Source organism: Nakamurella sp. PAMC28650 (genome assembly GCF_014303395.1).
Lineage (GTDB): Bacteria > Actinomycetota > Actinomycetes > Mycobacteriales > Nakamurellaceae > Nakamurella.
The window spans coordinates 4,185,068-4,210,257 of sequence record NZ_CP060298.1 but is presented as its reverse complement, the minus strand read 5'-3'; the positions used below and the strand labels follow the sequence as shown (position 1 = coordinate 4,210,257).

Sequence of the window (25,190 nt, the reverse complement as noted above, 5' to 3'; positions counted from 1 at the left end):
CGGCGGCTGGGCATGGGATCTCAGGCCAGGAAGTAGGAGGCTGCGACGGCCAGCAGCCCCAGCACGAAGGATCCCGCCAGCAGTTCCGGGACGCGGAAGAGCCGCAGTTTGGCCAGGAACACTTCGGCAACGGCCAGCGCTGCAGCCAACACGGCTACCTTGGCCCCTAAGGCGACGACGGCCAGCAGCAGCAGCACCGGATCGCCGGAAGTGGCGATGCCCCAGGGCAGGAACAGGTTGGCCATCAGACCCAGGAACACGGTCAGGCGCATCGCCGAGGCAAGTTCCACGATGGCCAGGTCGGGACCGGCGTACTCCAGCACCATCGCCTCGTGGATCATGGTGAGTTCCAGGTGGGTGGACGGGTTGTCGACGGGCAGCCGTCCGGTTTCGGCGATGATGCCCACCGCCAGCGCGACCGCTGCGAGCAGGCTGACCGGTGACAGCACCCGGGCCGGGTCCTGCAGGGTGGAGGTCACGATGGCGCCGAGGTTGGTGGACCCCACGCGTACCGACAGGGCGAAGATGGCCACCAGCAGGGTTGGCTCGACCAGCGCGATCACGGTGGTCTCCCGGCTCGCCCCCATCCCGCCGAACGCCGTGCCCGTGTCCAGACCGGCCAGCGCGAGTGCCACGGTGCCCAGCGTCAGCAGCGCGATGACTGCGAACAGATCACCGATCGGGTCGAGCAGGGACACGGTGCAGACGAAGGGAATGGCGACCGAGACGACCAGCGTGGTGGCCAGCAGCAGCAGCGGCGCGACGCGGTAGACCTCGCTGGAACCACGAGGGTTGGCCGGCTGTTTGCGCATCAACTTCCGCAGGTCCCGCCACGGCTGCCGGACGCCGGGCCCGATGCGCCCTTCCAGACGGGCGCGTATCTGACGCATCATTCCGACCAACAATGGCGAGAGAGCCACGACCAGGACGGGTTGCAGGATCGCCGATGCGGCCGCCGGCGCATTCATCTGCTCACCACCAGGAACATCAGCAGTGCGAGCAGTGCGTAGAAACCGTAGCCCAGGTAGCGGTGCATGCTGCCCGGTGCGAGGCGGGGTCCGATCCGTCCCCAGGCCGCGGCCACCTTCAGGACCGGGTCGTACAGGCGGCGCTCCACGCGGTCGGGGACCCTCCGGTGGTACTCCACGGCCTGCACCAGGTATTTCGACTCGGCGAAGTGGGTGACGTCGACGTCCTGCTCGGCCCGGAGCACATCATCGAACACCCGCTGCAGGGGTTCGGCGAAAGACGTTGCGGTGTATTCCATCCGCGACGACAGGGGACCGGCCCCGCAGTCCCACAACCGGGTGTCCCGCCGGGCGGGACGAGCGGCCACGGCCCGCACCACGCCGACCGACAGCACCAGGGCGATCACCACTGCGATGATCAGGATCAGCGGCGACAGCGTCCCCGCCGCGCCCACCAGGTGCACGGTGATCGCGTCTTCGGTCACCGGCGAGCCCGCTCCCAGCAGCGCGGCACCCACCCGCCCCAGACCTGGTAGCAGCGCAGTCGGCATCAGGGCCAGGGCCACACATCCGGCGGCGGCCACCGCCATGCCCCCGACCATGCTGGGCGGACTCTCCACCGCGTTCTCCGCCGGCCTGCTCCGCGGACGGGCCAGAAAGCCCACCCCGAAGGCCTTGACGAACGTCGCCACGGACAGGCCCGCGGTCAGTGCGACGGCCGCGACCGCCAGCGGCATCGCGATCGCGGTGGCCACCCCGGCCGTCGGCAGTCCGTGGATGAGCGCCTGCAGCAACAGCCATTCGCTGACGAAGGCCGCGCCGGGCGGGAGCGCCGAGGCCACCAGGGCGCCGAGACCGAATGCGGCCGTGGTGGCCGGCATCACCGGTCGCAGGCCGCCGAGAAGGTCGAGATCGCGCGTGCCGGTGGCGTGGAGCATGGATCCGGCGGCCAGGAAGAGCAGCGTCTTGAACGCCGCGTGGTTGATCACGTGCAACAACGCCGCGGCCAGCGCCAGACCGGCCAGCACCTGATCGCCACCGGAGTGGAAAATGCCGGCCGCCCCGACTCCGACCAGGACCAGGCCCATGTTCTCGGTCGTGGAGTACGCCAGCAACACCTTGACGTCCGTACTGATGGCAGCCTGCAGGATCCCATACAGGGCCGAAAGGGCCCCGACGCCCAGGACCAGGAGCCACCACCAGCGGGGGCCACCGCCCATCAGGTCCAGGCCCACCCGCACGATCCCGTAGATCCCCATGTTCACCATCGCTGCGGACATCAGGGCCGAGACGTGACTGGGCGCCTCCGGGTGGGCGCGGGGTAGCCAGGCGTGCAACGGCACGATCCCGGCCTTGGAACCGAAGCCGACCAGGACCAGCACGAAGACCAGGCCGCTCACGGCGGGCGAGAGGTGCTGTGCTGCAGCGCGCAGCGCCGGGAACGAGTCGGAGGAGGAGTGGGCGGCGAACACCAGCAGCCCGGAGAGGATGGCGACCAGCCCCAGGTGGGTCATCACCGCGTACCAGCGCCCGGCAGAGGCGACCTCGGGGCGGGTGCGGTGCTCGGCGACCACCAGGAGCAGGGAGGTCAACGCCATCAGCTCCCAGCACAGCAGGAACGTCCCCACGCCGGCCGCGACCGGCACCAGCAGCATCGCGACGACGAACAACGGGAACGCCGACTGCACGCCGCGCCCGTCCGACCCGTGCCGGCTGTAGCCGATGCCGTAGATGCCGGTGGCCACGGCGACCCCGCCGGTCACGGCGACGAACACCCCGGCCAGCGGGTCGATCGCGATCGAGACCCCGGCCAGTGGCAACAGATCCGGCAGTTGCACCGAGGCCGACTGCCCGCCGATGGCCGCCAGCCCGGCCACCATCGCAGCGCCGCCACACGCCGCCGTCCCGATTCCGACCACGGTGCAGCGAATCCGGCGCGGGCACAGGGATCCTGCCACGGAGGCGCACAGCCCCAGACCGACGGCGACGACCAGGGCGACGGCAGTCAGGTTCATCGGCCGGTCAGCCTGCGGATTCCTTCGATGATCGCCTCGGGCCGGGGCGGGCAGCCACGCACCGACACATCCACCGCGATGATGTCCGAGACCGCGCCCGCGACACCGTGCGCCCCGGCGAGGACTCCACAGTTGTGGGCGCAATCGCCAATGGCCAGAACAGCTTTGGGCTCCGATACGGCCTCGTAGGTGCGTCGCAGCGGCTCGGTCATGTTGCGGGTGACCACCCCGGTGACCAGTAGGACGTCGGCGTGCCGGGGGGAGGCCACCAACCGTGCGCCGTAGCGCTCGGCGTCGTACACCGGGCCGAATGCCGACGCGATCTCCACCTCGCACCCGTTGCAGGAACCCGCGTCGACATGTCTGATCTGCACCGAACCGCCCAACTCGGCGGTCACCGGAGGAGGATCACCGACCGGCGCCGGCAGCGCCGGCTCAGCGGCCCGACCACTGGTGCGGATCTTCTGCCACAGAGCGAGCACTTGATTTTCCTTTTCTGGCGGTAGGCGGGCCGCGACCCCCTCTGCAGCAGGTGCGGATCGGGGACGGACCGGAGAAGCCCGGTGCCGATTATCCGACCGGCGTGGGTGTCGCGCGTCTACGTTTCCTGGGCTGATCATTCGTCGACTTCACCGGTGTGCGCAGGTCTTTGAGCAGCTCGACCTGGCCGGAGAGCACGCCGGTCAGAATCTGTCTGGCGACGGCCAGCAGCTCCGCCACTTGCGGACTCGTCAAGGAGTAGTAGACCGAGGACCCCTCCCTGCGGGTCGCCACCAGACCGGCGCGCCGCAACACGGCCAACTGCTGCGACAGGTTGGTGGCCTCGATTCCCACCTCCGGCATCAACTCGGCCACCGCGTGCTCGCGCTGGCCGAGCAGCTCCAGGATCCGCACGCGGGCGGGATGGCCCAACGTCTTGAAGAACTCGGCTTTGAGCTGGTAGAGCGGCGCACTCATCTGAACTCCTCCTCGCCACGGATGGCTGCCCGGACCGGGCCGCCCCCGGTCCGTTCCGTCGGCCTCACATCCAGCAATGTCTATCAATTGAAGATACCAGCAACTTTTCAGACTGATGAGGGCAAAGGTCCCGGCTACCGGGGTCCACTCGGCACTATCGGTTCAGCGGCTTGCCCCACAGACTTGAGTGATGAGCACCGGTAGCGATGATTCGGCGTCCGCGCGACCGCCAATGTTCATGGCGCAGAGCCTTCGTGTCATCGTGGGTATCGACGAGCATCCTGCGTCCATGTCCGCTCTGCGGTTTGCCGCGACCGAGGCCGCCTTTCGGGGCGGTGAGGTCCTGGCGATCCACGTGTGGCGCCGTTCCGGTCCTTGGGGCCGACCCGACGTACGACCGGTCGGCGGGCCCGACGACGAGCATGCACGAGACCGATTGAACGAAACGGTGGGGACCCTCCTGCGCGAACGCGAGTTGCACGACGAACCGCTGGTGCGCATCGTGACCGAAGTCGTCCGGGGTGACGCCGGCGCCGAACTCACCCAGGCCGCCACGGGCGCCGCGATGCTGGTGCTGGGCCAACGGCATCACAGCCGAATCCTCGGTTCGGTCAGCCAGGCAAGCATCAACGGCGCTCCGTGCGTGGTCGTGATCGTCCCCGACGTACCCGTGGAATCGTGATTCACTCCCCGGTCGGTAGGACCTGTTCCCAGTTCGGTAGGACCTGTTCCCAGTAGCGGCCTCCACCGGTCACCCGGGGCGGCGGAGCATCGGCGGTCGCGGTTCTACATGCGGGCGGCGGCAACCCGGGGTCCACTGAAGTAGCGAGCGTCGATGGCGCGGATGATTTCATGGCGAGCTCTGCTGATCTCGGTCTGTTGACGTCGGGCGACATCTCTCTCGAGCCGGGCGACGTGGTCGGCCAGTTCACGATCCTGGACGACTTCTGCCAGCCATCGGGACAGGTCGCCGCGGCTCAGGTGCCATCCGAGCGTGTCAGGCCCGACCTGTTGCAATTGGGCTCGGAACTGTTCGACGGACCGTGCTTCGGGCAGTACTTGTGGTCCGGCCGTGCGGAATCGGAAGCCTTTCCCTACCGCCATCACATTCTGGGCGTACTTGCGTTGATGACGTTGGTGCGCGCTCGATCGGGTCGCCATGATGAAAGGCTGTGCCGACTCGGCCCGGTCGGAGCGAAGCATCGACGCCTGTCCGTTGACTGCGAACGGCAACCCGGATGCAGGCTGATTGATGGTGCCCATCACCTGATCGATCGGGGGGCTGACCGACAGTACGATGTCCACATCGGCCAGGACCTCTGCGCTCAACTGTTCGGGGCGATAGGTGATCAGGCAGTGACCCCCCGCTGTGGGGTCGAACAGGGTGCGAAGCGGACCGGCGGAGCCCATCAGGTCGTGGGCCTCGTCGATGAAGATCCATTGTGGGATCCCGGATTCGGCTCGCAGCGCGGCGATCGGCTCGGTCAGGCTGCGCAGTACATCGGGTACTTGATCCGGGTCGACGGACGACAGATCCAGGACCACGGTGTGACCGGAACGAAGGCCGGCCACCGACCGTCGCGCATCGGCCGGTACGGCGACCTTGATGATATCAACCCCCGGTTGGTCACGCAGACTTGATTGTTCCCCCTGTGGGTCGATGAACAGAATCTGATATCTGCGGTCGATGAGTTGCTCGGCCATCAGACCGGCCAGATAAGACTTACCTCGGCCGCTGCCGCCCACGACGATGGCGGTGGCGTTCCCTGACGGGACCAATGCCGGTGAGCCGTCGGGGAAAGTTCCGATCGGCATCTGGCGTCGATCAGAGACCGGTCGTTGTTCGCCGGACGTGACCACTCCCATCAACAATTCCGCCACTCCCTCCCCATTGGGTAGGGGGAGCACCAGGTCGGCGTGCTCCTTGATCGAAGGAACCGCATTGGCGGGGGCTGCGGCCAGTTCGGCCAGCTCGAACATCGCATGATCGTTTTCCGCGTCGCCGACTGCCATGACGTTGTGCGACGAGAGGCCCAGCAGGTTGAGGGCGGCGAGCAGTCCTGAACCTTTGGAGACGCCGGCGGGAAGGATCATCAATTCCCCGCGGTTGCGCAATAGTGCGCAGTCGAGGCCCAGGTCGGTGATCTTGCGCAATACCGCCTCATCGTGGGCCGCGGAGGTGGCCAGCAGTACCTCGCCGCGATGCAGGGGAATTCCGTCTTCCTCCAGCGCATCCGAGAGTGTGTGGCTGACCGGTTCGGCCAGCAGGCGGCCCACGCCGTCGACGAACAACACCGCGCCGTTCTCGGCGACCACGACATCGAAGACGTCGATGAGACCGGGAAAAACCTCTCGCACCGCCCGGACCGTCCGGCCGGTGACGAGCAGCAGACGAACACGGCGGTAGCGAGCGACCCGCAGGGCCTCCATCACGGTGGGCGAGACGTCGTCGTTCGAGGAGATTGTTCCGTCCAGATCGAGGGCGATTGCTTGTATCCAGCTCATGACACCCTCTCCCGGTCCCCTGCTTCCTCGATGCCGCGGTCATCGACGGCGGGTGAGGTGGGTTGCATGGATAGTGTCGCATGATTCGAGCCGGCCCTCATTGCGGTATCCGCGCAGCGGACCGCGGGGTCATTGGACCCTTGCAGGACGAAAGTCCCCTGCACCTGGGGCATACGACCCTACGTGGCCGGGCGCCGGCAGCGGAGCGTCTGAGTGATGACAGAGATCGACGCCGTTCGTCTGGACGGAGGTCTCGTTCGGATCCGGACAGCGTTGCCGGACGACTTGGAGGCACTGCGCGCACTGCATGCTGCGGCCTCGGACCGGTCCCTGTACCTGCGGTTCTTCAACGTGAATCGGTCCGCTGCCGATCGATATCTGGCCACTGTGGTCCGACCAGGTGGCGCGGACCGTCAGGCGCTGGCCGCGTGGGTGGGTAGCAGGATCGCCGGGCTGGCCGTGTTCGAGCGGTTGGACGGAGCGTCTGCGGAGGTTGCGCTCCTGGTCGCCGACTCCGATCAGGGTGAGGGTATCGGCACGTTGCTGCTGGAGCGCTTGGCGCACTTGGCTCGTCGGCACGGCATCAGGCGTTTCGTCGCCGACGTGCTGAATGAGAACGCGGCGGTGCTCGAAGTCATTCGAGAGCTCGGCTACCACACGGCTTTCGAGTCCGATCGGAGCGGCGTGCACCTGGCGATCGACCTGACGGTCGACGAGCGGGCGCTCGCTGCGGTCGATGCCCGTGACCGGTCGGCCGATGTCGCGAGCCTGCGGTATGTGCTGGCACCAAGATCGGTCGTGGTGATCGGCGCCGGTGTCAGGACGAAATCAGTCGGCCACCAGGTGCTCCGCAACCTCATCGCCGGCGGCTACACCGGCTCGGTCTACGTGGTGGACGCACACCGCGACCAGGTGCTGGGGGTGCAGTCGTCCAAGACCGTCGGCGAGCTCGCGGCTCCACCCGATCTGGCCGTCGTCGCCGTGCCGCCCGATCAGGTGCCCGCGGTTCTCCGCTCGTGCGGGGAACGAGGCGTACACGGCGTCGTGCTGCTGACCGCCGGATTCGCCGAATGCGGGACGCGGGGATCAGTCCGACAGAAGGAGATGGTCGCCATTGTCCGTCGGTACGGTATGCGGTTGATCGGGCCCAACTGCCTGGGGATGTTGAACACGGACCCGGCCGTACGTCTGAACGTCACACTCGGATCATCGTTCGTGAAGCAGGGACAGTTCGGTCTGGTCACGCACTCTGGCGCAATAGGAATCGCTGTGCTGTCAGCCGCTGAACGCTGCGGAATGGGAGCCTCCCAGTTCGTATCGGTGGGTAATATGGCCGACGTCGGCACTACCGATCTCCTGCTGAGTTGGGAGGACGACCCGCGGACGAGGGTCATCGCCCTGCATCTGGACTCGTTTCCCAGCCCGAGGAAGTTCGCGCGGATCGCCCGCCGGGTGGCCTCCGGAAAACCGATCATCGCCATCAAGGCCGGAAGATTCGCCACCGGACAACCGGCGGGCGAGTCGCACTCTGCCGCGGCGGCGGCGGCCGATGCGGTGGTCGATGCTCTATTTCTACAGGCGGGTGTGGTCAGGGTCATCACGATGCAGGAAATGCTCGATGCTGTCAGGGTGCTGGTGGATCAGCCGCTGCCTCGCGGCGACCGGGTCGCCATTGTCGGTAATTCCGGTGGACCAGGAGTTCTGGCTGCAGATGCCGCCGAATCTGGGGGCCTGACGGTCACCACTCTGTCGGTGGAGACCGAACAGCTGCTGCGCGCGCAGGTTCCAACGGCACCGTCCTGCCGCAATCCTGTCGACCTGGGGGTCACCGTGCCGCCCGGTCAGTTCGGCGCCGCAATGGCGGTACTGCTGGCGGCCACTGAAGTAGATGCGGTGCTGGCCGTGTTCACCGAGACGTCCATGTCCAATCCGCGGACCATGATGGCCGGCATCGCGGAAACCGCCTCGACAGCGACCAAACCGGTGATCTGCACCGAGGTCGGTGCGGCACCGAACTCGGTCCCCCTGAAGGGATCGACGTGGTCGCTTCCGGTCTTCACCTTTCCCGAACCGGCCGCGGCAGCTCTCGCCGTGGCCCGCCGTTATGCCAGGATCCGCGGGACACCAGGGGATCGGATCCTCCGCCCGAGCGGGATCAAGTCGGGGGCGGCCCGGCTCATCCTCGACCGCGCGTCAGGCGCAGCACCGGGGTGGCTCGGAGCACACGACATCGCCGAACTGCTCGCGTGCTACGGACTGCCTGTGTGCCGGCAAAGGGTGGTGTCCGAAATGGGTGCGGCGGTGGACGCCGCCGGTGCGCTGGGTTATCCGGTCGCGATGAAGCCGGCGTCCGAGGGCACGCAGAAGGGCGAGTTCGGCCGGGTCCGATCGTGTCTGCCCGATGAAGCCGCCGTTCGGCGGGCATTCGTCGAACTCTGTGCCGCCGGACCCGGCCCACGACACGTGGTCCTGCAGCCGATGGTCTCGCCGGGAATGGAGATGATCATCGGTGGAGTTCAACACGCGCAGTTCGGACCGCGGTGGTGATGCTCGGCGCGGGAGGCGCACTCCTTGACATCGTCGCCGACCAGATATTCCGGCTGGCACCTCTGACCGTCGGGGAAGCGGACGACATCATCGACCGACTGAGGTCGGCTCCGCGCATCGATGGACACCGCGGATCACCGGTCGTCTCTCGCCCGGCACTGTGCGATCTGGTGGTCCGGGTCGGTGCGCTCCTCGACGACTGGTCCGAAGTGGCCGAGATGGACCTGAATCCGGTGATCTGCGTGGGCGACGAACTCACCGTGGTCGACGCCAGAATCCGGATCTCGGGAACGCTGTCGAGAGTTGACCCGCTCCAACGTCACTTGGATTGAGGGAATGGCTCGCCGGGGATGCCGGATGCCCGTGGTTCGAGGCACCCGATCACCCGAACACTGACCTGCCGCAGCTGTGATGCGATCCATGCCCTGACCTTCGCTCGAGGTCTCGGGCTGCCTCCTCCACGTTCTCCGTCACGGGACTCAGGTCATCGATGCCTGGTAGATGCTCTCGATCGAGGTGTCCAGGGTGGTGTCGAACTGGGTGTCGCTCTGTTGAGCCGTCAGGCCTGCCGTGAGTGCTCGCGAGAAGCTGGCGACCACGCCGTGGTTGCGCGCCAGACGGGCATTGGCCTCGTCGCGGGAATGGCCGCCGGACAGCGCCACCACTCTGAGCACATTCGGATGCTCGACCATCGCGGTGTAGAGGTCGTCCTGTTCGGGCGGCGTCAACTTGAGCATGACGAACTGATCAGCGCGCAACCGGCCCAACTGATCCGACAGGGCGGTGTGGAGCAGGTCTTCGGCGGCCGCCTTCTCCGGGCTGTGGATATCGATTTCCGGCTCGATGATGGGTATCAGGCCGCTTTCCAGGATGTGCCTGCCGACCTCGAACTGCTGCCCGACGACGGCAGCGATGCCGGTTTCGTCGGCGAGCTGGATGACGGACCGCATCTTGGTGCCGAATACGCCATGAGTCCTGGCGCGCGAGAGCAGCGCGTCCAGATCAGGCATCGGCTTCATCAGCCGGACCCCATCCGCCTCGTCGGCCAGACCCTTGTCCACCTTGACGAAAGGCACGACCTGCTTGACTTCCCAGAGGTACTCGGCCGATCCCTGCCCGGCGATCAGTCGGTCCATCGTCCTCTCGAACAGGATGGACCCCAGAATGCGGTCACCGTCGAAGGCGGGGCTGGTGATGATCCGTGTGCGCATCTCGTGGATCCGGTCGAACATCTCCTCGTCGTTGGAGTAGGCCCCCCCGAGGCCGTAGAGGTCGAGCGCTTTTGGCGTGCTACCGCCGCTCTGATCGAGCGCGGCGATGAACCCCGGGGCGTTGCTGATCTTCTCGAGCTGTTGGGCATTCATTTTGCATTCCTTTCATCCTAATGCCCTTCTATCACCGAGAGACCACGGCTGATAGGGACTTTGGTCCCGACCTGGGTGTACCGATCGGCGCCGAAATAGTCGGTGAAAATGAGCACCGTTCTGCGGTAGCGGGTATTTCATTCCAATGGAACAATAGCCGGACAAGTACCTGCGAACATGGCCAGTGGGTGGCCCTACATCGCCCTGAGCGGAGGACGCAGTGATGGAGAAGGCCGGGATCGAGAACGCCGGGAACGAGAACGCCGCGATCGAATCGGATGCGCCGGTCATCCTGACCAGGGCCGGGTTGGACGAACTGGTCGAGGTCCTGATCAGCAGCGGATACCGGGTGATCGGGCCGACGGTGCGGGACAACGCGATCGTGTTGGAGGAACTGCTCTCCGGGGATCAACTGCCGTCGGGATGGGGAGTGGACAGCGGCCCGGGCAGCTACCGTCTGCGCAGACGATCGGATGCGGCCGTCTTCGGTCACTCGGCCGGCTCCCAGTCCTGGAAAGAGTTCCTGCACCCCCCGCGGCAGCCACTGTGGTCGATGGACGGTGACCAGTTCGTCGCCTCTGCTCCCGTACCGGTGCGGTACGCGTTTCTCGGTGTCCGCGCGTGCGACCTGGCGGCGATTTCGAAGCTCGGAGTCGTCCTGGGGGGCGGCGCCCGTCCCGACGGTGCGTTCGCGCGGCGCCGGGCAGGACTGCTCGTCATCGCGGCGGGCTGCACGGAACCCGGCGGAGTGTGCTTCTGCGCCTCGATGGGCACCGGGCCGGCGCCGGGACCGGGCTACGACCTGTCTCTCACCGAGCGGATCGACGCCTCCGGGCATCGATTCCTGGTGGATGTGGGGACCGAAGCAGGGGCCAGGATAATCGGTCTGCTCGCCCATCGGGTGGCGACCGAATCCGAGGTCACCGACGCGCGCGAAGCCGTCGGTGCGGCCGCGCAGCGGATGGGTCGCCAGATGCCGATCACGGACATCCGGGCCCTGCTGCAGCAGAGCCGCGAGTCGCCACTGTGGGAGGACGTCGCGCAGCGGTGTCTGACCTGCGGGAACTGCACGATGGTGTGCCCCACCTGTTTCTGCACCACCACCGAGGATCTCACCGATCTCACCGGCGAGCAGGTGGAGAGATCCGAGCGCTGGGCCTCCTGCTTCGAAACGGACTTCTCCTATCTGCACGGCGGTAGCGTGCGAACATCGGGCGCCAGCCGCTACCGGCAGTGGATCACCCACAAGCTCGGGACCTGGCACGACCAGTTCGGCAGCTCGGGCTGCGTGGGATGCGGGCGGTGCATCGCATGGTGTCCGGTCGGTATCGACATCACGGCAGAGATCACCACCCTGGCCGACCAGCGGGACGACCTCGAGGCCGGCGTCGACGTGCTCGGCAGTCTGGGCGCCCCGACGGAGGACCCCCGGTGACCAGCGCGGAGCAGTTCTCCGAATTCGCACCGTTCCAGCGGTTGACGCCGACCCAACGGGAAGCGGTGGCCCAGCTGGCCCGCCCGGTCGATTTCACCGCCGGCAGTCGGTTGTTCGAAGAAGGTCAGGATGCGGTCGGGTGCTGGCTGATCCAGGTCGGCCAGGTCGCCCTGAGTACCGAGGTACCCGGGCGTGGTCAGGTCGTCGTGCAGACCCTGGGGCCGGGGGAAGTCCTGGGCTGGTCGTGGTTGGTCCCGCCGCACCAGTGGCAATTCACTGCGACCGCGCCCGGCCCGGTCAGCGCGATGGAACTGGACACGGCACGTCTGCTCGCACTTGCCGAACACGAACCGGCCATGGGCTACCCACTCGCGCTGGGGTTCTGCGAAATACTGCTGACCCGACTGCAGAGCGCCCGTGCGCGCCTGCTCGACCTGTACGCCAACCCCCGTGAACGCTGACCTCCATCCGATGCTGCCGATCCCGTACCGGGTGATCGGACGGCACGTGGAAACGCGCGACTCGGTGACGTTGGACCTGGAACCGGTACGGGAGCAGCTTCCACCGTTCCGGCCGGGCCAGTTCACCATGCTCTATGCCCGCGGAGTGGGTGAGATCGCCATCTCCATCAGCGGTGACGCTTCCAGGGCCGACGGAATTCTCACCCAGACCATCCGCGACGTCGGCGCCGTCAGTCACGCCCTGCACGCCTTGACTCCCGGTGAGGTGCTCGGGGCACGCGGACCGTTCGGAACCGGCTGGCGGTTCGACTCCGCCTACGGACGTGAGGTGGTGATCGTGGCCGGTGGCGTCGGCCTGGCACCGCTTCGGCCGGTGCTGATCGAGGCCATCAACGGGCGCGCCGATCATCCACGGACCGTGCTGATCGCCGGCGCGCGCACCCCGTCCGAGTTCCTCTTTCGTGAGCAGCTCGACTCGTGGGCGTCGATACCGGGTCTGGAGGTGGTACTCACCATCGATCAGCCGGCCCAGGACTGGGCAGGTCCGGTGGGGTTCGTCACCGAGCCTCTGAGTCGTCTGCAACTGCGGCCCGGTTCGACGACAGCGTTCCTCTGCGGTCCGGAGCCGATGATGCGCTTCTCGGCCGCGGTGCTGATCGGCAGGGGAATGGCCGAGAAGGACATCAGGATCTCCGTGGAGCGCAACATGAAATGCGGTGTCGGTCTCTGCGGACACTGCCAACTGGGCCCCCTGTTGGTGTGCCGCGACGGCCCGGTCGTCGATTATGCACTCGCCCGTCCACTACTGGCAGTCAGGGAACTCTGATGATTGGTACGCCGACCCTTGCCGTCTGGAAATTCGCGTCCTGCGACGGCTGCCAGCTCACCCTGCTGGACTGCGAGGACGAACTGCTGACGTTGGCCGGTCAGGTGCACATCGCGCATTTCCTGGAGGCCTCGTCGGCAGTCCTGCCGGGGCCCTACGACGTCTCGCTCGTCGAGGGATCGATCACCACCCCCGGGGACGTCGATCGGATTCGTCAGGTGCGGGCGTCCTCGAAGGTGTTGGTGACGATCGGTGCCTGTGCCACGTCCGGTGGTATCCAGGCGCTGCGCAACTTCGCCGACGTGCAGGAGTTCACCTCGGTCGTCTACGCCAGCCCGCCCTACATCGAGAGCCTGGCCACTTCGACACCCATTTCCGCCCATGTCCCGGTGGACTTCGAGTTACGAGGGTGCCCCATCGACAAACACCAGTTGCTGGAGGTGATCTCGGCGTTCCTGGTGGGCCGGAAGCCAGATATTCCCGACACCAGCGTCTGCACCGAATGCAAGCGCCGCGGTCTGACCTGCGTGACGGTCGCGAGCAACACACCCTGCCTGGGGCCGGTGACGCATGCCGGTTGCGGCGCACTGTGTCCCGCGGTCGGGCGTGGTTGCTACGGCTGCTTCGGACCCATGACGGGAGCGAATGTGCCCGCCATGATCGGTCGGCTGCACGAGTGCGGAATGACCGAGGGGGCGATCGACAAGGTCTTAGCGACCTTCAACGTCGCCGCGCCCGGTTTCCGCCTTCCGCTGGTCCAGAGATGACCGACCGCAGCCGGGAGTTGCGGATCGGGTCACTGGCGCGCGTCGAGGGCGAGGGTGCCCTGCAGGTGACCATCCAGGACGGTCGGGTGGAACGAGCTGAACTGCAGATCTACGAACCACCCAGATTTTTCGAGGCTTTTCTGCGCGGCCGGCAACACACCGAGGTCGCCGACATCACCTCCCGCATCTGCGGAATCTGCCCGGTTGCCTACCAGACCAGCGCGTGGCTCGCCATCGAGGACGCCTGCGGCATCCAGGTCGGAGCGGGTATCACCGCGCTGCGCCGACTGCTGTACTGCGGGGAATGGATCTCGAGCCATGCCCTGCACATCTACCTGTTGCACATCCCCGACTTCCTCGGATATCCGGACGCCATCACCCTCTCGCGGGATCATCGGGCGGTCGTCGAGCGGGGTCTACGGCTGAAGAAGTCCGGCAATGCGATCCTGGAGATGGTCGGCGGTCGAGCGATCCATCCGGTGAATCCTCGGGTCGGTGGCTTCCACCGAGCACCGACGAAGTCCGAATTGGCCGTCCTGGCCGAGCAGTTGCGACATGCCCTCGACGACGCGCTGGCGACCGTCGAGTTCGTCGGCACCCTCGACTTTCCCGGGGTCGATCTGGAGGTCGAACTGCTGGCGGTCCACCATCCGGACCACTATGCGATCGAGTCCGGCCGAGTCCGGTCCTCCGGTGGCCTGGACTTCTCGGCCGCCGAGTTCCCTGATCACGTGGTGGAGCATCAGGTATCGCATTCGACCGCCCTGCACGCCACTCTCGACGGGGGCCGATACCTCACCGGGCCGTTGGCCCGGTACAGCCTCAACTCGGCCCAGCTCTCGCCCCTGGCCCGGCAGGCCGCGGCCGCAGCCGGCCTGGGTCCGGTGTGCCGGAACCCTTTCCGCAGCATCGTGGTGCGGGCCGTCGAGGTGGTCTATGCGATCGACGAGGCGCTGCGCCTGATCGCCGATTACGTCCGCCCCGACGTGGCTGCCGAGCCGGTACTTCCTCGCGCCGGTGTCGGACACGGCGTGAGCGAGGCCCCGCGCGGTCTGCTCTACCACCGCTACGAGTTGGATGCGGAGGGCCTCATCCTCTCGGCCACGATCGTTCCCCCCACCTCGCAGAACCAGGCGGCCATCGAGGGCGACCTGCTCGCCGTCGTCGAGGCCAACCGGGATCTCGACGACGCCGCTCTGGCGCATGTGTGCGAGCGGACCATTCGGAACTACGATCCCTGTATCTCCTGCGCCACACACTTTCTCGACCTCACCGTGCACCGGCTGTGATCCAGGGGGTGGTCGTTCGGCCGTCGCAGCCCAGGGTGGCAGTCATCGGAATCGGCAATCCGTACCGTCACGACGACGGGATCGGCCCGGCCGCGGTCGCCACCATCGAAACCCTGCACCTGCCGGGGGTCTCGGTCACCGTGATGGACGGCGAGGCCACCAGCCTGCTGGACGCGTTCACCGGGGTGGACCTCGCGGTCCTCGTGGACGCCGTGCGGTGCGAGTCGGCGACCCCGGGACGGATTCATCGCGGACCGGCGGTGGGGCGGGCTACCGGTGGCAACACCCACGGCCTCGGGGTCACGGACGCCATCAGGTTGGCCGAAGCGCTCGACCGGATCCCGCGACGCCTCGTGCTGTTCGGCGTCGAGGTCCAGAACACCGACGCCGGCCTGGGTCTGTCCGAAAGAGTCGCAGCAGCCATTCCCGAGCTGTGCCGGTTGATCCTGGCCGAGTTGGGCGGGTGAGAAGGCGGGTCGGGCGGCTGATCGGCCGTCGGAAGTGCTCCTTGATCGCCGCCGGCCACCCTCCACCGGTTGACGACCCTGCCGCCGGGATCGTCAACCGGGTGAGGACACGCCCGCTACGTCGTCTGCGCCGACGGCCATCAGTTGAGCGGCCATATCGGCCAGCGCCCTGCCTGCCGCCAGCCCTGTCCCGATCTCCGTCACCGGTCGGTCGTCGGGATTGCGCCCGGTATGGCCTTCCCCATGGATCGTGGTGACCCCTGTCGTCAACACCGCTCGCGCGGTGGTGCCTTCCTCGTGGTCGAAGAAATACAGCGTGACATGCCATTTCGCGACGTGCTCCATGGACAGGCCCTTCTCGTGACGGGTGGAACGGCCGGCCCATCGCGATGGGGTCGACCGCTTCTCGATCCTCTGCCTCGGCCCTGGTGGCCGAACTCGGTCAGCGGTTCAGGTCTTCGCCACCAGGCGGGTGAGGTCGACGAGCCGAGCCGTGTAGCCCCATTCGTTGTCGTACCAACCGAATACCTTGACGAATTTTCCGGACGCCTGGGTCAGACTCGAGTCGAAGAGGCAGGATGCGGAGTCGCCGATGACGTCGGAGGACACCACCGGGTCGGTGGTGTAGCGGAGCCGCCCCGCCAGCGGGCCGGCAGCTCCGGCCGCCTCGAAGGCAGCGTTGACCTCGTCCACCGTGACGTCCCGCTCGAGCAGGGCCGCGAGGTCGACCAGCGAACCGTCGACGACCGGCACCCGCAGTGCGACACCATCGAGGCGACCCTTCATGGCGGGCAATACCTCTCCGACGGCGCGGGCGGCCCCGGTGGTGGTCGGGATGATGTTCACCGCTGCCGACCGAGCTCGGCGGGGGTCCTTGTGCGGCCCGTCGAGCAGGTTCTGGTCATTGGTGTAGGCGTGCACGGTGGTCATGTATCCCTTCTCGATTCCAAATGCATCGAGCAGCACCTTGACCATCGGAGCGACACAATTCGTCGTGCACGAGGCATTGGAGATGATGTGATGGTTGACCGGGTCGTAGATCTCGTCGTTGACGCCGAGCACGATCGTCGCGTCGACCCCTTTGCCCGGTGCCGAGATCAGCACCTTCGACGCTCCGGCCGTCAGGTGCGCCGCAACGGTCTCCCGGGTCCGGAACTTACCGGTCGACTCGATGACCACCTCGACGCCGTTGTCGTGCCAGGCGAGCTTGGCGGGGTCGCGTTCGGCGCTGACGACGATCTTGCGTCCATCGATGCTGATGGCGTTGCCCAGATCGACGACGTCACGGCGAAATGGGCCGAACGTGCTGTCGAACCGGAGCAACCGCACCATCGTGGCGGAGTCGAACACATCGTTCACCGCGACCACCTCGAGGTCGGGCGCGTCGATGACCGACCTCAGGTAGTTCCGGCCGATCCGGCCGAAGCCGTTGATGCCGATCCTGGTGCTCATGCCGCCATCTCCAGGAGCCGGGCTGCGCCGACCGGGGCACACCGCAGACCGTTGGAGGCGCCGCTGCCCTCCTGCGATGTGGGGGCTGTGTTGTCGAATGTCATTTCTACCGTTCCTTCCCGAGTTGGGGCGAGCGTAAGCGCTGGGCGAACCGGCTGAGCAGGGCCGAAAGTCCCGACCCCGCAGGCTTCAGGCCCTGATGACCACGTCTCGATCCGCCATTGGTACTTCGGCTCGTCAGGCAGGACTTTGTACCCTGCCGTGATCCTCCGTCCCCGGCACACGCTGAGACCATGACGCCCGGCGGAGCCCGAAGAGTGCACGCCGATGTCGTTCACCACGGTGGGACATCGGGCGCCGGCGACAGCTGGCTGGCCCGCAGACACCGCTGTCGCCCGTCATCCCAGATCAGGAGAATGTCATCGCCACACACGTTGTCACTCATCGTCCGACGCCGATTCTGGCCATTCCCTCCATGGTGCTCAGTGCTGTCGGACCGGTGGTGTCGGTGTATCTGACCACCGCCGGTGCGGTGCCCGAAGCGTCGGCTCTGGTGGCGTTGCGCTGGAGGAACATGCGTCGTTCGCTTTCCCAGGAAGGGGCTGCGGAGGTGACCCTCGCAGCGGTGGACTCCGCCGTCGCCGATTCCTACCTTTCCGGTGAGACCCTGGTGGCGATGGCCAGCCATTCCGGACTGCTCTACGTCGCTCATCTGCCCGGTGCCGCGGACATCGAGCACGCCGTGGTCTCCCCGGTGGCCAGCCTGCTGCCCCTTCTGATCGCGACCCAGCCGATGCTGTCCCATGTCCTGGTGATCACCGACCGACTCGGAGCGGAGTTGTTCGAAGTCCAGCCGGACCGACCGGATCTGATCTACCAGGTCGAGGGGGACGATCTGGACATCACCCGCTCGGCGCCGCGCGGTTGGTCGCAGCGCCGCTTCCAGCAACGGGCGGAGAATCGGTGGGAATCCCATGCCGGCGACGTGGCACACGCACTGACCAGACTCGTCGATCAGCAAGAACCGCGCCTTGTCGCGGTCTGCGGAGATGTCCGCGCGGTCCAGTTCCTGATGCAACAGGTTCCCGTCCGGGTGGCCGATCTCATCACGGTCATCGACGGCGACCAGAGTCACCCGGAGGAAGCTCTGATTCGCAGCGCCGCAGCAGCGGCCGTCGTGGCCGACGCCGACACCGCCGCCGTCATCAGGGATTTCAACGACGGCCGACCACATGGGCTGGCCGTCACCGGATCGGAGGCAACGCTGTCGGCCCTGTCCGCCGGTCAGGTCGGAGTGCTCCTGCTCGACCCGACCCGCTCCGAGCGCAACCGTGCCTGGTGCGGCGCCGAACCGACCCAGGTCGCCGCCTCCGCGGAGGCTCTGATCGCCGCGGGGGTCGCCGACCCACAGTCCGCCGCCCTGGCTGATGTCGCGGTTCGAGCTGCGCTGGCGGCCGACGCACAGGTACGGGTCGTCCCGGCCGGAAGCGCGGAACTCGCACCCAGTGGTATCGGTGCAGTGCTGCGGTACCGGTGATGCCCGGGTATCGCCGGCCGGGTGCGCGACATGTGTGGAAATCGATCCCGCCCTGGGTATACGCCGCCATCAGCCACCATCGATCGAAGTATTCGGTCTCCATCCGGTGGTATCCAGGTCGATTGCACAGCGGGCAATTGATCGGTAATCGACCCACCACGAAATCGCCCTCCCGCCCGGAATCAAGGTGCTGCAGGGCCAACCGCTGCGGCACCGGCGATCTGCCGGTTCCGGTGACTGCACAGCCAGTGACCTCACCGGGCCGGGCTTGCCGTTTACCCTCTGCAGCCTTATGTTTGGCCACGGCGGCAGTGTGCGCGCCGAGGGGAGCTGGATGATGACCGGATCGCCCAAGGACCTCACGTGGTTGCCGGATCTTCTGCACGGGCATTCCCGGGCCGGACCGGTCCGGCAGCGTCTGCCGGTCTACGTCGATCTGCTGCCACCGTGCAACGCCGGGTGCCCGGCAGGGGAGAACATCCAGGCATGGCTGGCGCTGACCAAGGCCGGCCGCCACGAGCAGGCGTGGCGCGAACTGGTCGCCGACAACCCACTGCCCGCGATCCACGGGCGGGTGTGCTATCACCCGTGCGAAACAGTCTGCAACAGAGCAGATCTCGACAGTGCGGTCTCGGTTCACTCGGTGGAGAGGTTCCTCGGGGACCTCGCCCGCGAAAATGGCTGGATGTTCGACCCGCCACCGAACCGGACCGGCAAGCGGGTGCTGGTGATCGGTGCCGGTCCCAGCGGACTCTCGGCCGCCTATCACCTGGCGCGGCTGGGTCACGAGGTCGAGATCCGCGACGCGGGAGCCGAACCCGGAGGGATGATGCGGTACGGCATACCGGCCTACCGGATGCCCCGCGACGTCCTGGATGCGGAGTTGCACCGCATCACCGAACTGGGGGTGCGGATCGTCTGCGATCACCGCGTCGAGGATCTGGCCGCAGAGCGGACCGACGGCGAATTCGATGCGGTCTTCGTCGCAGTCGGCGCACACCTGGCCAAACGGGTCGACATCCCGGCACGCGACGCCGGGCCGGTCATCGACGCCGTGTCGTTCCTGCATGACGTCGCCGCGGGCGAGCGACCGGTCATCGGGCATCGGGTGGCGGTCTACGGCGGCGGGAACACTGCGATCGATGCGGCCAGGGTGGCCCGCCGGCTCGGCGCCGACGAGGCGGTGATCGTCTATCGCCGCACCCGTGAGCAGATGCCGGCCCGCGAGGAGGAGGCGCAGGACGCCGAACGCGAAGGCATCCGGATCAATTGGCTCCGCACGATCACCGCGGTGGACGGCGCCACCCTGCAGGTCGAGGTCATGGAACTCGATGAATCCGGTTTCCCGCAGCCGACCGGGCGGTTCGAAACCCTGGCCGCCGACACGGTGATCCTGGCGCTGGGCCAGGAGACGGACACCGGATTTCTTCGCGGCCTGACCGGGGTGGAATTCGATCGCGACGGCACGGTGCAGGTTTCCGGTTCGATGATGACGGGATGCGCCGGGGTATTCGCGGGCGGCGACATGGTGCCGGGGGAGCGCACGGTCACGGTGGGCGTGGGGCACGGGAAGAAGGCGGCGACGCACATCGATGCCTGGCTGCGCGGAACCTCGACGGCGAACGTGGCCAAGCACCCGCTGGCGACCTTCGACAAACTGCACCTGTGGTTCTTCGGTGACGCCGCGCGCCGGCGGCAACCGGAGCTCGCCTCGGAGGACCGGCTGGCCGGTTTCGCCGAGGTGGTGGGTGGCCTGGGTCCCGAAGCGGCGGCGTTCGAGGCGGGCCGGTGTCTGTCCTGTGGAAATTGCACCGAGTGCGACGGGTGCCTGGGCGCCTGTCCGGAGGATGCGGTGATCAAGCTGGGGGTCGGCCACCGCTATCGGATCGACGAGAGCCGTTGCACGGGTTGCGGAGCGTGCTACGAACAATGCCCCGTGCACGCGATCGAGATGCTCTCGCAGTGACCGCATCCACCCCCGGTGACGGCGTCACCCGCGCGACCATCGACGGCAACGAGGCGGCCGCATCGGTCGCCTACCGACTCGACGAGGTGTGTTGCATCTACCCGATCACCCCGGCGACCCCGATGGCCGAGTTGTCCGACGAGTGGTCGAGTCTGGGGCGGCCCAACGTCTGGGGCACCGTTCCGGCCGTGATGGAGATGCAGAGCGAGGGTGGCGCGGCCGGCGCTCTGCACGGGGCGCTGCAGAGCGGAGCGCTGTCGACCACCTTCACCGCCTCGCAGGGCTTGCTGCTGATGATTCCCAACATGTACAAGATCGCCGGGGAACTGACCTCGACGGTCATCCATGTGGCGGCCCGATCCCTGGCCGCGCAGGGGTTGTCGATCTTCGGGGACCATTCCGACGTGATGGCGGTGAGGCAGACCGGATTTGCGCTACTGGCGTCGGCGTCCGTGCAGGAGGCCCACGACCTGGCGCTGATCGCGCACGCGGCCACCCTCGCGACACGGGTACCGTTCGTGCACTTCTTCGACGGGTTCCGGACGTCCCACGAGCTGAACACCATCGAGATGCTCTCCGACGACGATCTGCGGGCGTTGGTGGGAGACGATCTCGTGCGCGCGCACCGGGACCGGGCGCTCTCGCCCGAGCGACCGTTCATCCGCGGGACCGCCCAGAACCCGGACGTCTACTTCCAGGCCAGGGAGACGGTGAACCCGTTCTACGCCAGGACTCCGCAGATGGTTCAGGACCTGATGACCCGTCTGGGCGCGCGCACCGGCCGGCCCCTGCACCTCGTCGACTACAGCGGTCACCCGGCACCCGAGCGGGTGCTCATCCTGATGGGCTCCGGCGGGGAAACGGTCAAGGAAACCGTTGCAGCGCTGCACGAGCGGGGGGAGCGGGTCGGCGTCCTGCAGGTGCGGCTCTATCGTCCGTTCCCGACCGAGGCGCTGCTCGCCGCCCTGCCGGCATCGGTCCGGCGGATTGCTGTGCTGGACCGCACGAAGGAGCCGGGCTCGATCGGCGAGCCGCTCTACCTCGACGTGGTCGCTGCGCTCAGCGGGGCCCATGCCGACGGCGAGCGTGCGGTGATGCCCCGCGTGTTCGGTGGTCGATACGGTCTGTCGTCCAAGGAGTTCACCCCGGCCATGGTGGCCGGCGTGTTCACCGAGATCGCCCTCGAGCGGCCCCGGCGCCGGTTCACCGTCGGGATCGACGACGATGTCTCCGGTACCAGCATCGCCTACGACCCCACCTTCGACATCGAGCCGCCGGACACCGTGCGGGCGATCTTCTTCGGGCTCGGGTCCGACGGGACGGTCGGGGCGAACAAGAACACCATCAAGATTCTCGGCGAGCAGCCGAACCTCTACGCCCAGGGCTATTTCGTCTACGATTCGAAGAAGTCCGGCTCGCGGACCGTCTCGCACCTCCGGTTCGGGCCGCGACCGATCCAGGCGCCCTACCTGGTCGGGAACGCGAGCTTCGTCGGCTGCCACCAGTTCGGATTGTTCGATGAGGTCGACATCCTGGGTCGGGCGGCGCAGGGTGCCACCCTGCTGGTGAACTGCCCACAGCCGGCGGATGCCGTGTGGGACGCACTTCCGCGCCCGGTCCAGGCGCAGATCCTGGCCAAGGGCATCGTCCTGTACGCGGTCGACGCCGGGCGGATCGCGCGTGAGGCCGGTCTGGCCGGACGGATCAACATCGTCCTGCAGACCTGCTTCTTCGCGATCGCCGGCGTACTCCCGCAGGAGGAGGCCATCGCCAAGATCAAGGGTGCGATCACCAAGTCCTACGGCCGGCGCGGAACCGATGTGGTGCAGCGCAACCAGGCCGCCGTCGACCACGCCCTGGAGGGACTGCACCGGATCCGGATCCCCGACCGCGTGACGGCGACCAGGGAGCTGCTGCCGCTGGTCCCGGTCCGTGCATCGAAGTTCGTCCGCACCGTCACGGCGGAGATGATGGCCGGCCGCGGCGACGCGCTACCGGTCAGCGCTCTGCCGGTGGACGGCACCTATCCGAGCGGAACGGCCGCCTACGAGAAGCGGAACATCTCGGAACTGGTCGCGGTGTGGGATGCGGACTCCTGCATCCAGTGCGGCAACTGCAGTTTCGTCTGCCCGCACAGCGTGATCCGTTCCAAGCACTACGACGAGTCGCAGCTGGCCGGTGCCCCGGACGAGTTCGCCTCGGCGCCGCTGAACGCCGTCGGCCTGCCCGACACCCGCTACACGCTGCAGGTCTACATCGAAGACTGCACCGGCTGCGGCCTCTGTGTCGAGGTGTGCCCCGTGGTGGCCCCCGGTGATCCCGTCATCAAGGCGATCAACCTCGGTGCAAGGGAGCCGCTGGTGCCTGTGGAGCGCGACAACATCGCCTTCTTCGAGACGCTGCCGGTGAGCGACCGGTCCAGGGTCGATTTCGGTACGGTGCGCGGAACGCAGTTCCTGGAACCGCTCTTCGAATTCTCGGGTGCCTGTGCCGGGTGCGGTGAGACGCCGTACCTCAAGGTACTGTCCCAGCTGTTCGGTGACCGGCTGATGATCGCCAACGCGACCGGCTGCTCGTCCATCTACGGCGGCAATCTCCCGACCACGCCGTGGACGACCAACGCGCAGGGGCGCGGCCCGGCCTGGTCGAACTCGCTGTTCGAGGACAACGCCGAATTCGGCCTCGGCTTCCGGTTGGCGGCCGATGGACACGCCGCCCTGGCCCGCCGCCGGCTGGCAGAGTTGCGGGACGTCCTCGGGTCGGAACTGGTGGACGACATCCTGCAGGCACCTCAGATCCGCGAATCCGAGTTGCAGGCCCAGCAGGTCAGGGTCACCGAACTCAAGCGCCGGCTCGGCGATCTCGCCGGGCCCGTGGTCGCCGACCTGGGCAGCGTCGCGGACAATCTGGTCCGACGCAGTGTCTGGATCGTCGGTGGCGACGGTTGGGCCTACGACATCGGTTCGGGAGGACTCGACCACGTACTGGCCAGTGGGCGGAACGTGAACGTGCTGGTGCTGGACACCGAGGTCTACTCGAACACGGGTGGACAGATGTCGAAGGCAACGCCGCTGGGTGCCGTCGCGAAATTCGCCGCGGCGGGGAAGACCGTGCCGAAGAAGGATCTCGCGCTCCAGGCCGTTGCCTACGGCAACGTCTACGTCGCCCGGGTGGCGATGGGCGCCGATCCGCAGCAGACCCTCGAGGCCTTCCGGGAGGCCGAAGCCTACGAAGGCACCTCGCTGATCATCGCCTACAGCCACTGCATCGCGCACGGCATCGAGATGCGCAACGGTCTCGACCAGCAGTACCGCGCGGTGGCCAGTGGGTACTGGCCGCTCATCCGCTACGACCCGGTCGCAAGGGCGGCCGGGAAGAGTCCATTCCTGCTGGATTCTCCGCGACCACGGATTCCGCTCTCGGACTACATCTACCGTGAACTGCGGTACCGCTCCCTGGTGAACTCCCATCCGCAGGAGGCCGAACGTCTGCTGGGCCTGGCCGAGGAGGCCGTCGCCCAGCGCTGGCAGGTCTACGAAGAGATGGCAACCTCTGGTGCCCACCGGTTCCCGACCCAGGCCGGCCAGGACCGGTGAAGGGTCTCGGGACCAGCTACCTTGGTCTGCAGCTGCGGAATCCGTTGGTTGCCTCCCCGTCCCCGCTGTCGCAGACAGTGGACGGCGTGCGCAGTCTGGCCGACGGCGGGGTCGGTGCGGTGGTGCTCTACTCCCTGTTCGAGGAGCAGTTGCGGCGCGAGGCGGAGCTCAACGCACGCCTGGTCGACGAAGGTGCCGACAGCTATGGCGAGGCACTGTCCTACTTTCCGCCGTCGACCACGGACGAGCCGGGCCCACGCCAGTACCTGAGTCTGCTGGAGCGCTCGGTCGCTGCCGTCGACGTGCCGGTGATCGGCAGCCTCAACGGCACCACTCCCGGCGGATGGACCCGCTACGCCACTGCGATGCAGGAGGCCGGTGCGGCAGCGATAGAGCTCAACATCTACTACCTTCCGGGAGATCCGCACACGTCGGGTCGCGACGTCGAACAACGCCATCTGGACATCCTGGCCGCGGTCAAGCAGGCGGTGACCGTCCCGATCGCGGTCAAGCTCAGCCCGTACTTCAGCTCCATCGGGGAAGTGGCGCTACGTCTGGACCAGGCCGGCGCCGACGGATTGGTCCTGTTCAACCGGTTCCTGCAGCCCGACATCGATGCGGAGACCATCACCGTGGCGGCGGCCGTGGGGCTGTCGCACCCGACGGAGGCCCGGCTGCCGCGGACCTGGATCGCCCTGCTGAGTGGACGGGTGAGCGCGTCGCTGGCCGCGACCACGGGGGTCGAGAGCCCGACCGACGTCGTCAACTACCTGCTGGCCGGCGCAGACGTCGTCATGACCACCTCCGCGTTGCTGAGGCACGGAGCAGCACACGCCGGGGTGTTGCTGGACGGTCTGACCGAATGGATGCAGCGCAAGGGATTCGGAACGGTGGGCGAGCTCCGCGGGTTGCTGGCCGTGCCGGCGGAGACCGACGCGCAGGAGCACGAGCGAAGCGGTTACGTCCGTGCCATGCGGGACGCCAACAGCAGGCTCTACGGCTGGACCTAGCCCGGAGCGAGCCCGAGCCGGATGCCCA

The 25,190-nt window shown here is 67.3% G+C and carries 21 protein-coding genes; 13 read left to right on the top strand and 8 right to left on the bottom strand.

Translation table 11 applies throughout. From position 1 onward, the window contains the following. Nucleotides 1–20 precede the first annotated feature (20 nt). The 4 genes from H7F38_RS19045 to H7F38_RS19030 all read right to left on the bottom strand — a co-directional run bounded on the left by H7F38_RS19045 (nt 21) and on the right by H7F38_RS19030 (nt 3,940). A complete protein-coding gene (locus tag H7F38_RS19045) occupies nt 21–968 on the bottom strand; it encodes a respiratory chain complex I subunit 1 family protein (protein ID WP_187091291.1) in 948 nt (315 codons plus the stop codon). Continuing rightward, the gene (locus H7F38_RS19040; RefSeq protein WP_187091290.1) at nt 965–2,983 is read right to left on the bottom strand and encodes a proton-conducting transporter membrane subunit; all 2,019 of its coding nucleotides are present in this window, start codon (nt 2,981–2,983) and stop codon (nt 965–967) included. The genes H7F38_RS19045 and H7F38_RS19040 overlap by 4 nt, the downstream gene beginning before the upstream one ends. Continuing rightward, nucleotides 2,980–3,465: an NADH-quinone oxidoreductase subunit B family protein gene (locus H7F38_RS19035; RefSeq protein WP_222618176.1), complete on the bottom strand. Its 486-nt coding sequence runs from the start codon at nt 3,463–3,465 to the stop codon at nt 2,980–2,982. The genes H7F38_RS19040 and H7F38_RS19035 overlap by 4 nt, the downstream gene beginning before the upstream one ends. A gap of 88 nt (nt 3,466–3,553) precedes the next feature. Then, nucleotides 3,554–3,940 carry a helix-turn-helix transcriptional regulator gene (locus H7F38_RS19030; protein WP_187091288.1) on the bottom strand — a complete coding sequence of 129 codons (387 nt, stop codon included), beginning with the start codon at nt 3,938–3,940 and terminating at the stop codon, nt 3,554–3,556. A 190-nt stretch (nt 3,941–4,130) separates the two neighbouring features. On the opposite strand from H7F38_RS19030, the gene H7F38_RS19025 reads away from it, so the two are divergent. After that, nucleotides 4,131–4,622 (top strand): universal stress protein, encoded by a 492-nt coding sequence (locus H7F38_RS19025; RefSeq protein WP_187091287.1) that lies wholly within the window; start codon nt 4,131–4,133, stop codon nt 4,620–4,622. 104 nt (nt 4,623–4,726) lie between these two features. Here the strand turns inward: H7F38_RS19025 and H7F38_RS19020 are convergent, their stop codons facing one another. Further along, a complete protein-coding gene (locus H7F38_RS19020) occupies nt 4,727–6,445 on the bottom strand; it encodes an HAD hydrolase family protein (protein ID WP_187091286.1) in 1,719 nt (572 codons plus the stop codon). Nucleotides 6,446–6,661: 216 nt separating this feature from the next. Between H7F38_RS19020 and H7F38_RS19015 the strand changes: the two genes are divergently transcribed. Both H7F38_RS19015 and H7F38_RS19010 read left to right on the top strand, forming a co-directional pair. Next, nucleotides 6,662–8,992: a GNAT family N-acetyltransferase gene (locus tag H7F38_RS19015; RefSeq protein ID WP_187091285.1), complete on the top strand. Its 2,331-nt coding sequence runs from the start codon at nt 6,662–6,664 to the stop codon at nt 8,990–8,992. Next, on the top strand, nt 8,992–9,324 hold the full coding sequence (locus H7F38_RS19010; protein ID WP_187091284.1) for an acetate--CoA ligase family protein: 333 nt from the start codon (nt 8,992–8,994) through the stop codon (nt 9,322–9,324). Before H7F38_RS19015 ends, H7F38_RS19010 begins: the two co-directional genes overlap by 1 nt. 147 nt (nt 9,325–9,471) lie before the next feature. On the opposite strand, the gene H7F38_RS19005 is transcribed toward H7F38_RS19010, so the two are convergent. Next, nucleotides 9,472–10,356 carry a fructose bisphosphate aldolase gene (locus H7F38_RS19005; RefSeq protein WP_187091283.1) on the bottom strand — a complete coding sequence of 295 codons (885 nt, stop codon included), beginning with the start codon at nt 10,354–10,356 and terminating at the stop codon, nt 9,472–9,474. A gap of 223 nt (nt 10,357–10,579) precedes the next feature. On the opposite strand from H7F38_RS19005, the gene H7F38_RS19000 reads away from it, so the two are divergent. The 6 genes from H7F38_RS19000 to H7F38_RS18975 are packed head-to-tail and all read left to right on the top strand — an operon-like array spanning nt 10,580 to nt 15,601. Further along, the gene (locus H7F38_RS19000; RefSeq protein ID WP_187091282.1) at nt 10,580–11,791 is read left to right on the top strand and encodes a 4Fe-4S dicluster domain-containing protein; all 1,212 of its coding nucleotides are present in this window, start codon (nt 10,580–10,582) and stop codon (nt 11,789–11,791) included. After that, nucleotides 11,788–12,252 carry a Crp/Fnr family transcriptional regulator gene (locus H7F38_RS18995; RefSeq protein WP_187094993.1) on the top strand — a complete coding sequence of 155 codons (465 nt, stop codon included), beginning with the start codon at nt 11,788–11,790 and terminating at the stop codon, nt 12,250–12,252. Before H7F38_RS19000 ends, H7F38_RS18995 begins: the two co-directional genes overlap by 4 nt. 10 nt (nt 12,253–12,262) lie before the next feature. Further along, the gene (locus H7F38_RS18990; RefSeq protein WP_187094827.1) at nt 12,263–13,078 is read left to right on the top strand and encodes an FAD/NAD(P)-binding protein; all 816 of its coding nucleotides are present in this window, start codon (nt 12,263–12,265) and stop codon (nt 13,076–13,078) included. Continuing rightward, the gene (locus tag H7F38_RS18985) at nt 13,078–13,845 is read left to right on the top strand and encodes an oxidoreductase (RefSeq protein WP_187091281.1); all 768 of its coding nucleotides are present in this window, start codon (nt 13,078–13,080) and stop codon (nt 13,843–13,845) included. The genes H7F38_RS18990 and H7F38_RS18985 overlap by 1 nt, the downstream gene beginning before the upstream one ends. Then, nucleotides 13,842–15,134, top strand: coding sequence for a Ni/Fe hydrogenase subunit alpha (locus H7F38_RS18980; protein WP_187091280.1), 1,293 nt, complete (start codon nt 13,842–13,844; stop codon nt 15,132–15,134). The genes H7F38_RS18985 and H7F38_RS18980 overlap by 4 nt, the downstream gene beginning before the upstream one ends. 35 nt (nt 15,135–15,169) lie before the next feature. Then, nucleotides 15,170–15,601, top strand: coding sequence for a hydrogenase maturation protease (locus tag H7F38_RS18975; protein WP_187091279.1), 432 nt, complete (start codon nt 15,170–15,172; stop codon nt 15,599–15,601). A 93-nt stretch (nt 15,602–15,694) separates the two neighbouring features. Here H7F38_RS18975 and H7F38_RS18970 read toward each other — a convergent pair whose 3' ends face one another. Both H7F38_RS18970 and gap read right to left on the bottom strand, forming a co-directional pair. Further along, on the bottom strand, nt 15,695–15,946 hold the full coding sequence (locus H7F38_RS18970) for a dsRBD fold-containing protein (protein WP_187091278.1): 252 nt from the start codon (nt 15,944–15,946) through the stop codon (nt 15,695–15,697). A 105-nt stretch (nt 15,947–16,051) separates the two neighbouring features. Then, a complete protein-coding gene (gap, locus tag H7F38_RS18965; RefSeq protein WP_187091277.1) occupies nt 16,052–17,053 on the bottom strand; it encodes a type I glyceraldehyde-3-phosphate dehydrogenase in 1,002 nt (333 codons plus the stop codon). A gap of 475 nt (nt 17,054–17,528) precedes the next feature. Between gap and H7F38_RS18960 the strand changes: the two genes are divergently transcribed. The 4 genes from H7F38_RS18960 (at nt 17,529) to H7F38_RS18945 (ending at nt 25,162) form a co-directional block, all read left to right on the top strand. Then, nucleotides 17,529–18,590: a Vms1/Ankzf1 family peptidyl-tRNA hydrolase gene (locus H7F38_RS18960; RefSeq protein ID WP_187091276.1), complete on the top strand. Its 1,062-nt coding sequence runs from the start codon at nt 17,529–17,531 to the stop codon at nt 18,588–18,590. Between the two features lie 337 nt (nt 18,591–18,927). Next, nucleotides 18,928–20,556 carry an NAD(P)-binding protein gene (locus tag H7F38_RS18955; RefSeq protein ID WP_370531390.1) on the top strand — a complete coding sequence of 543 codons (1,629 nt, stop codon included), beginning with the start codon at nt 18,928–18,930 and terminating at the stop codon, nt 20,554–20,556. Then, nucleotides 20,520–24,152: a pyruvate:ferredoxin (flavodoxin) oxidoreductase gene (gene nifJ / locus H7F38_RS18950; protein WP_187091274.1), complete on the top strand. Its 3,633-nt coding sequence runs from the start codon at nt 20,520–20,522 to the stop codon at nt 24,150–24,152. Before H7F38_RS18955 ends, nifJ begins: the two co-directional genes overlap by 37 nt. Continuing rightward, on the top strand, nt 24,149–25,162 hold the full coding sequence (locus H7F38_RS18945; RefSeq protein WP_187091273.1) for a dihydroorotate dehydrogenase-like protein: 1,014 nt from the start codon (nt 24,149–24,151) through the stop codon (nt 25,160–25,162). Before nifJ ends, H7F38_RS18945 begins: the two co-directional genes overlap by 4 nt. The last annotated feature ends 28 nt before the right edge of the window (nt 25,163–25,190 follow it).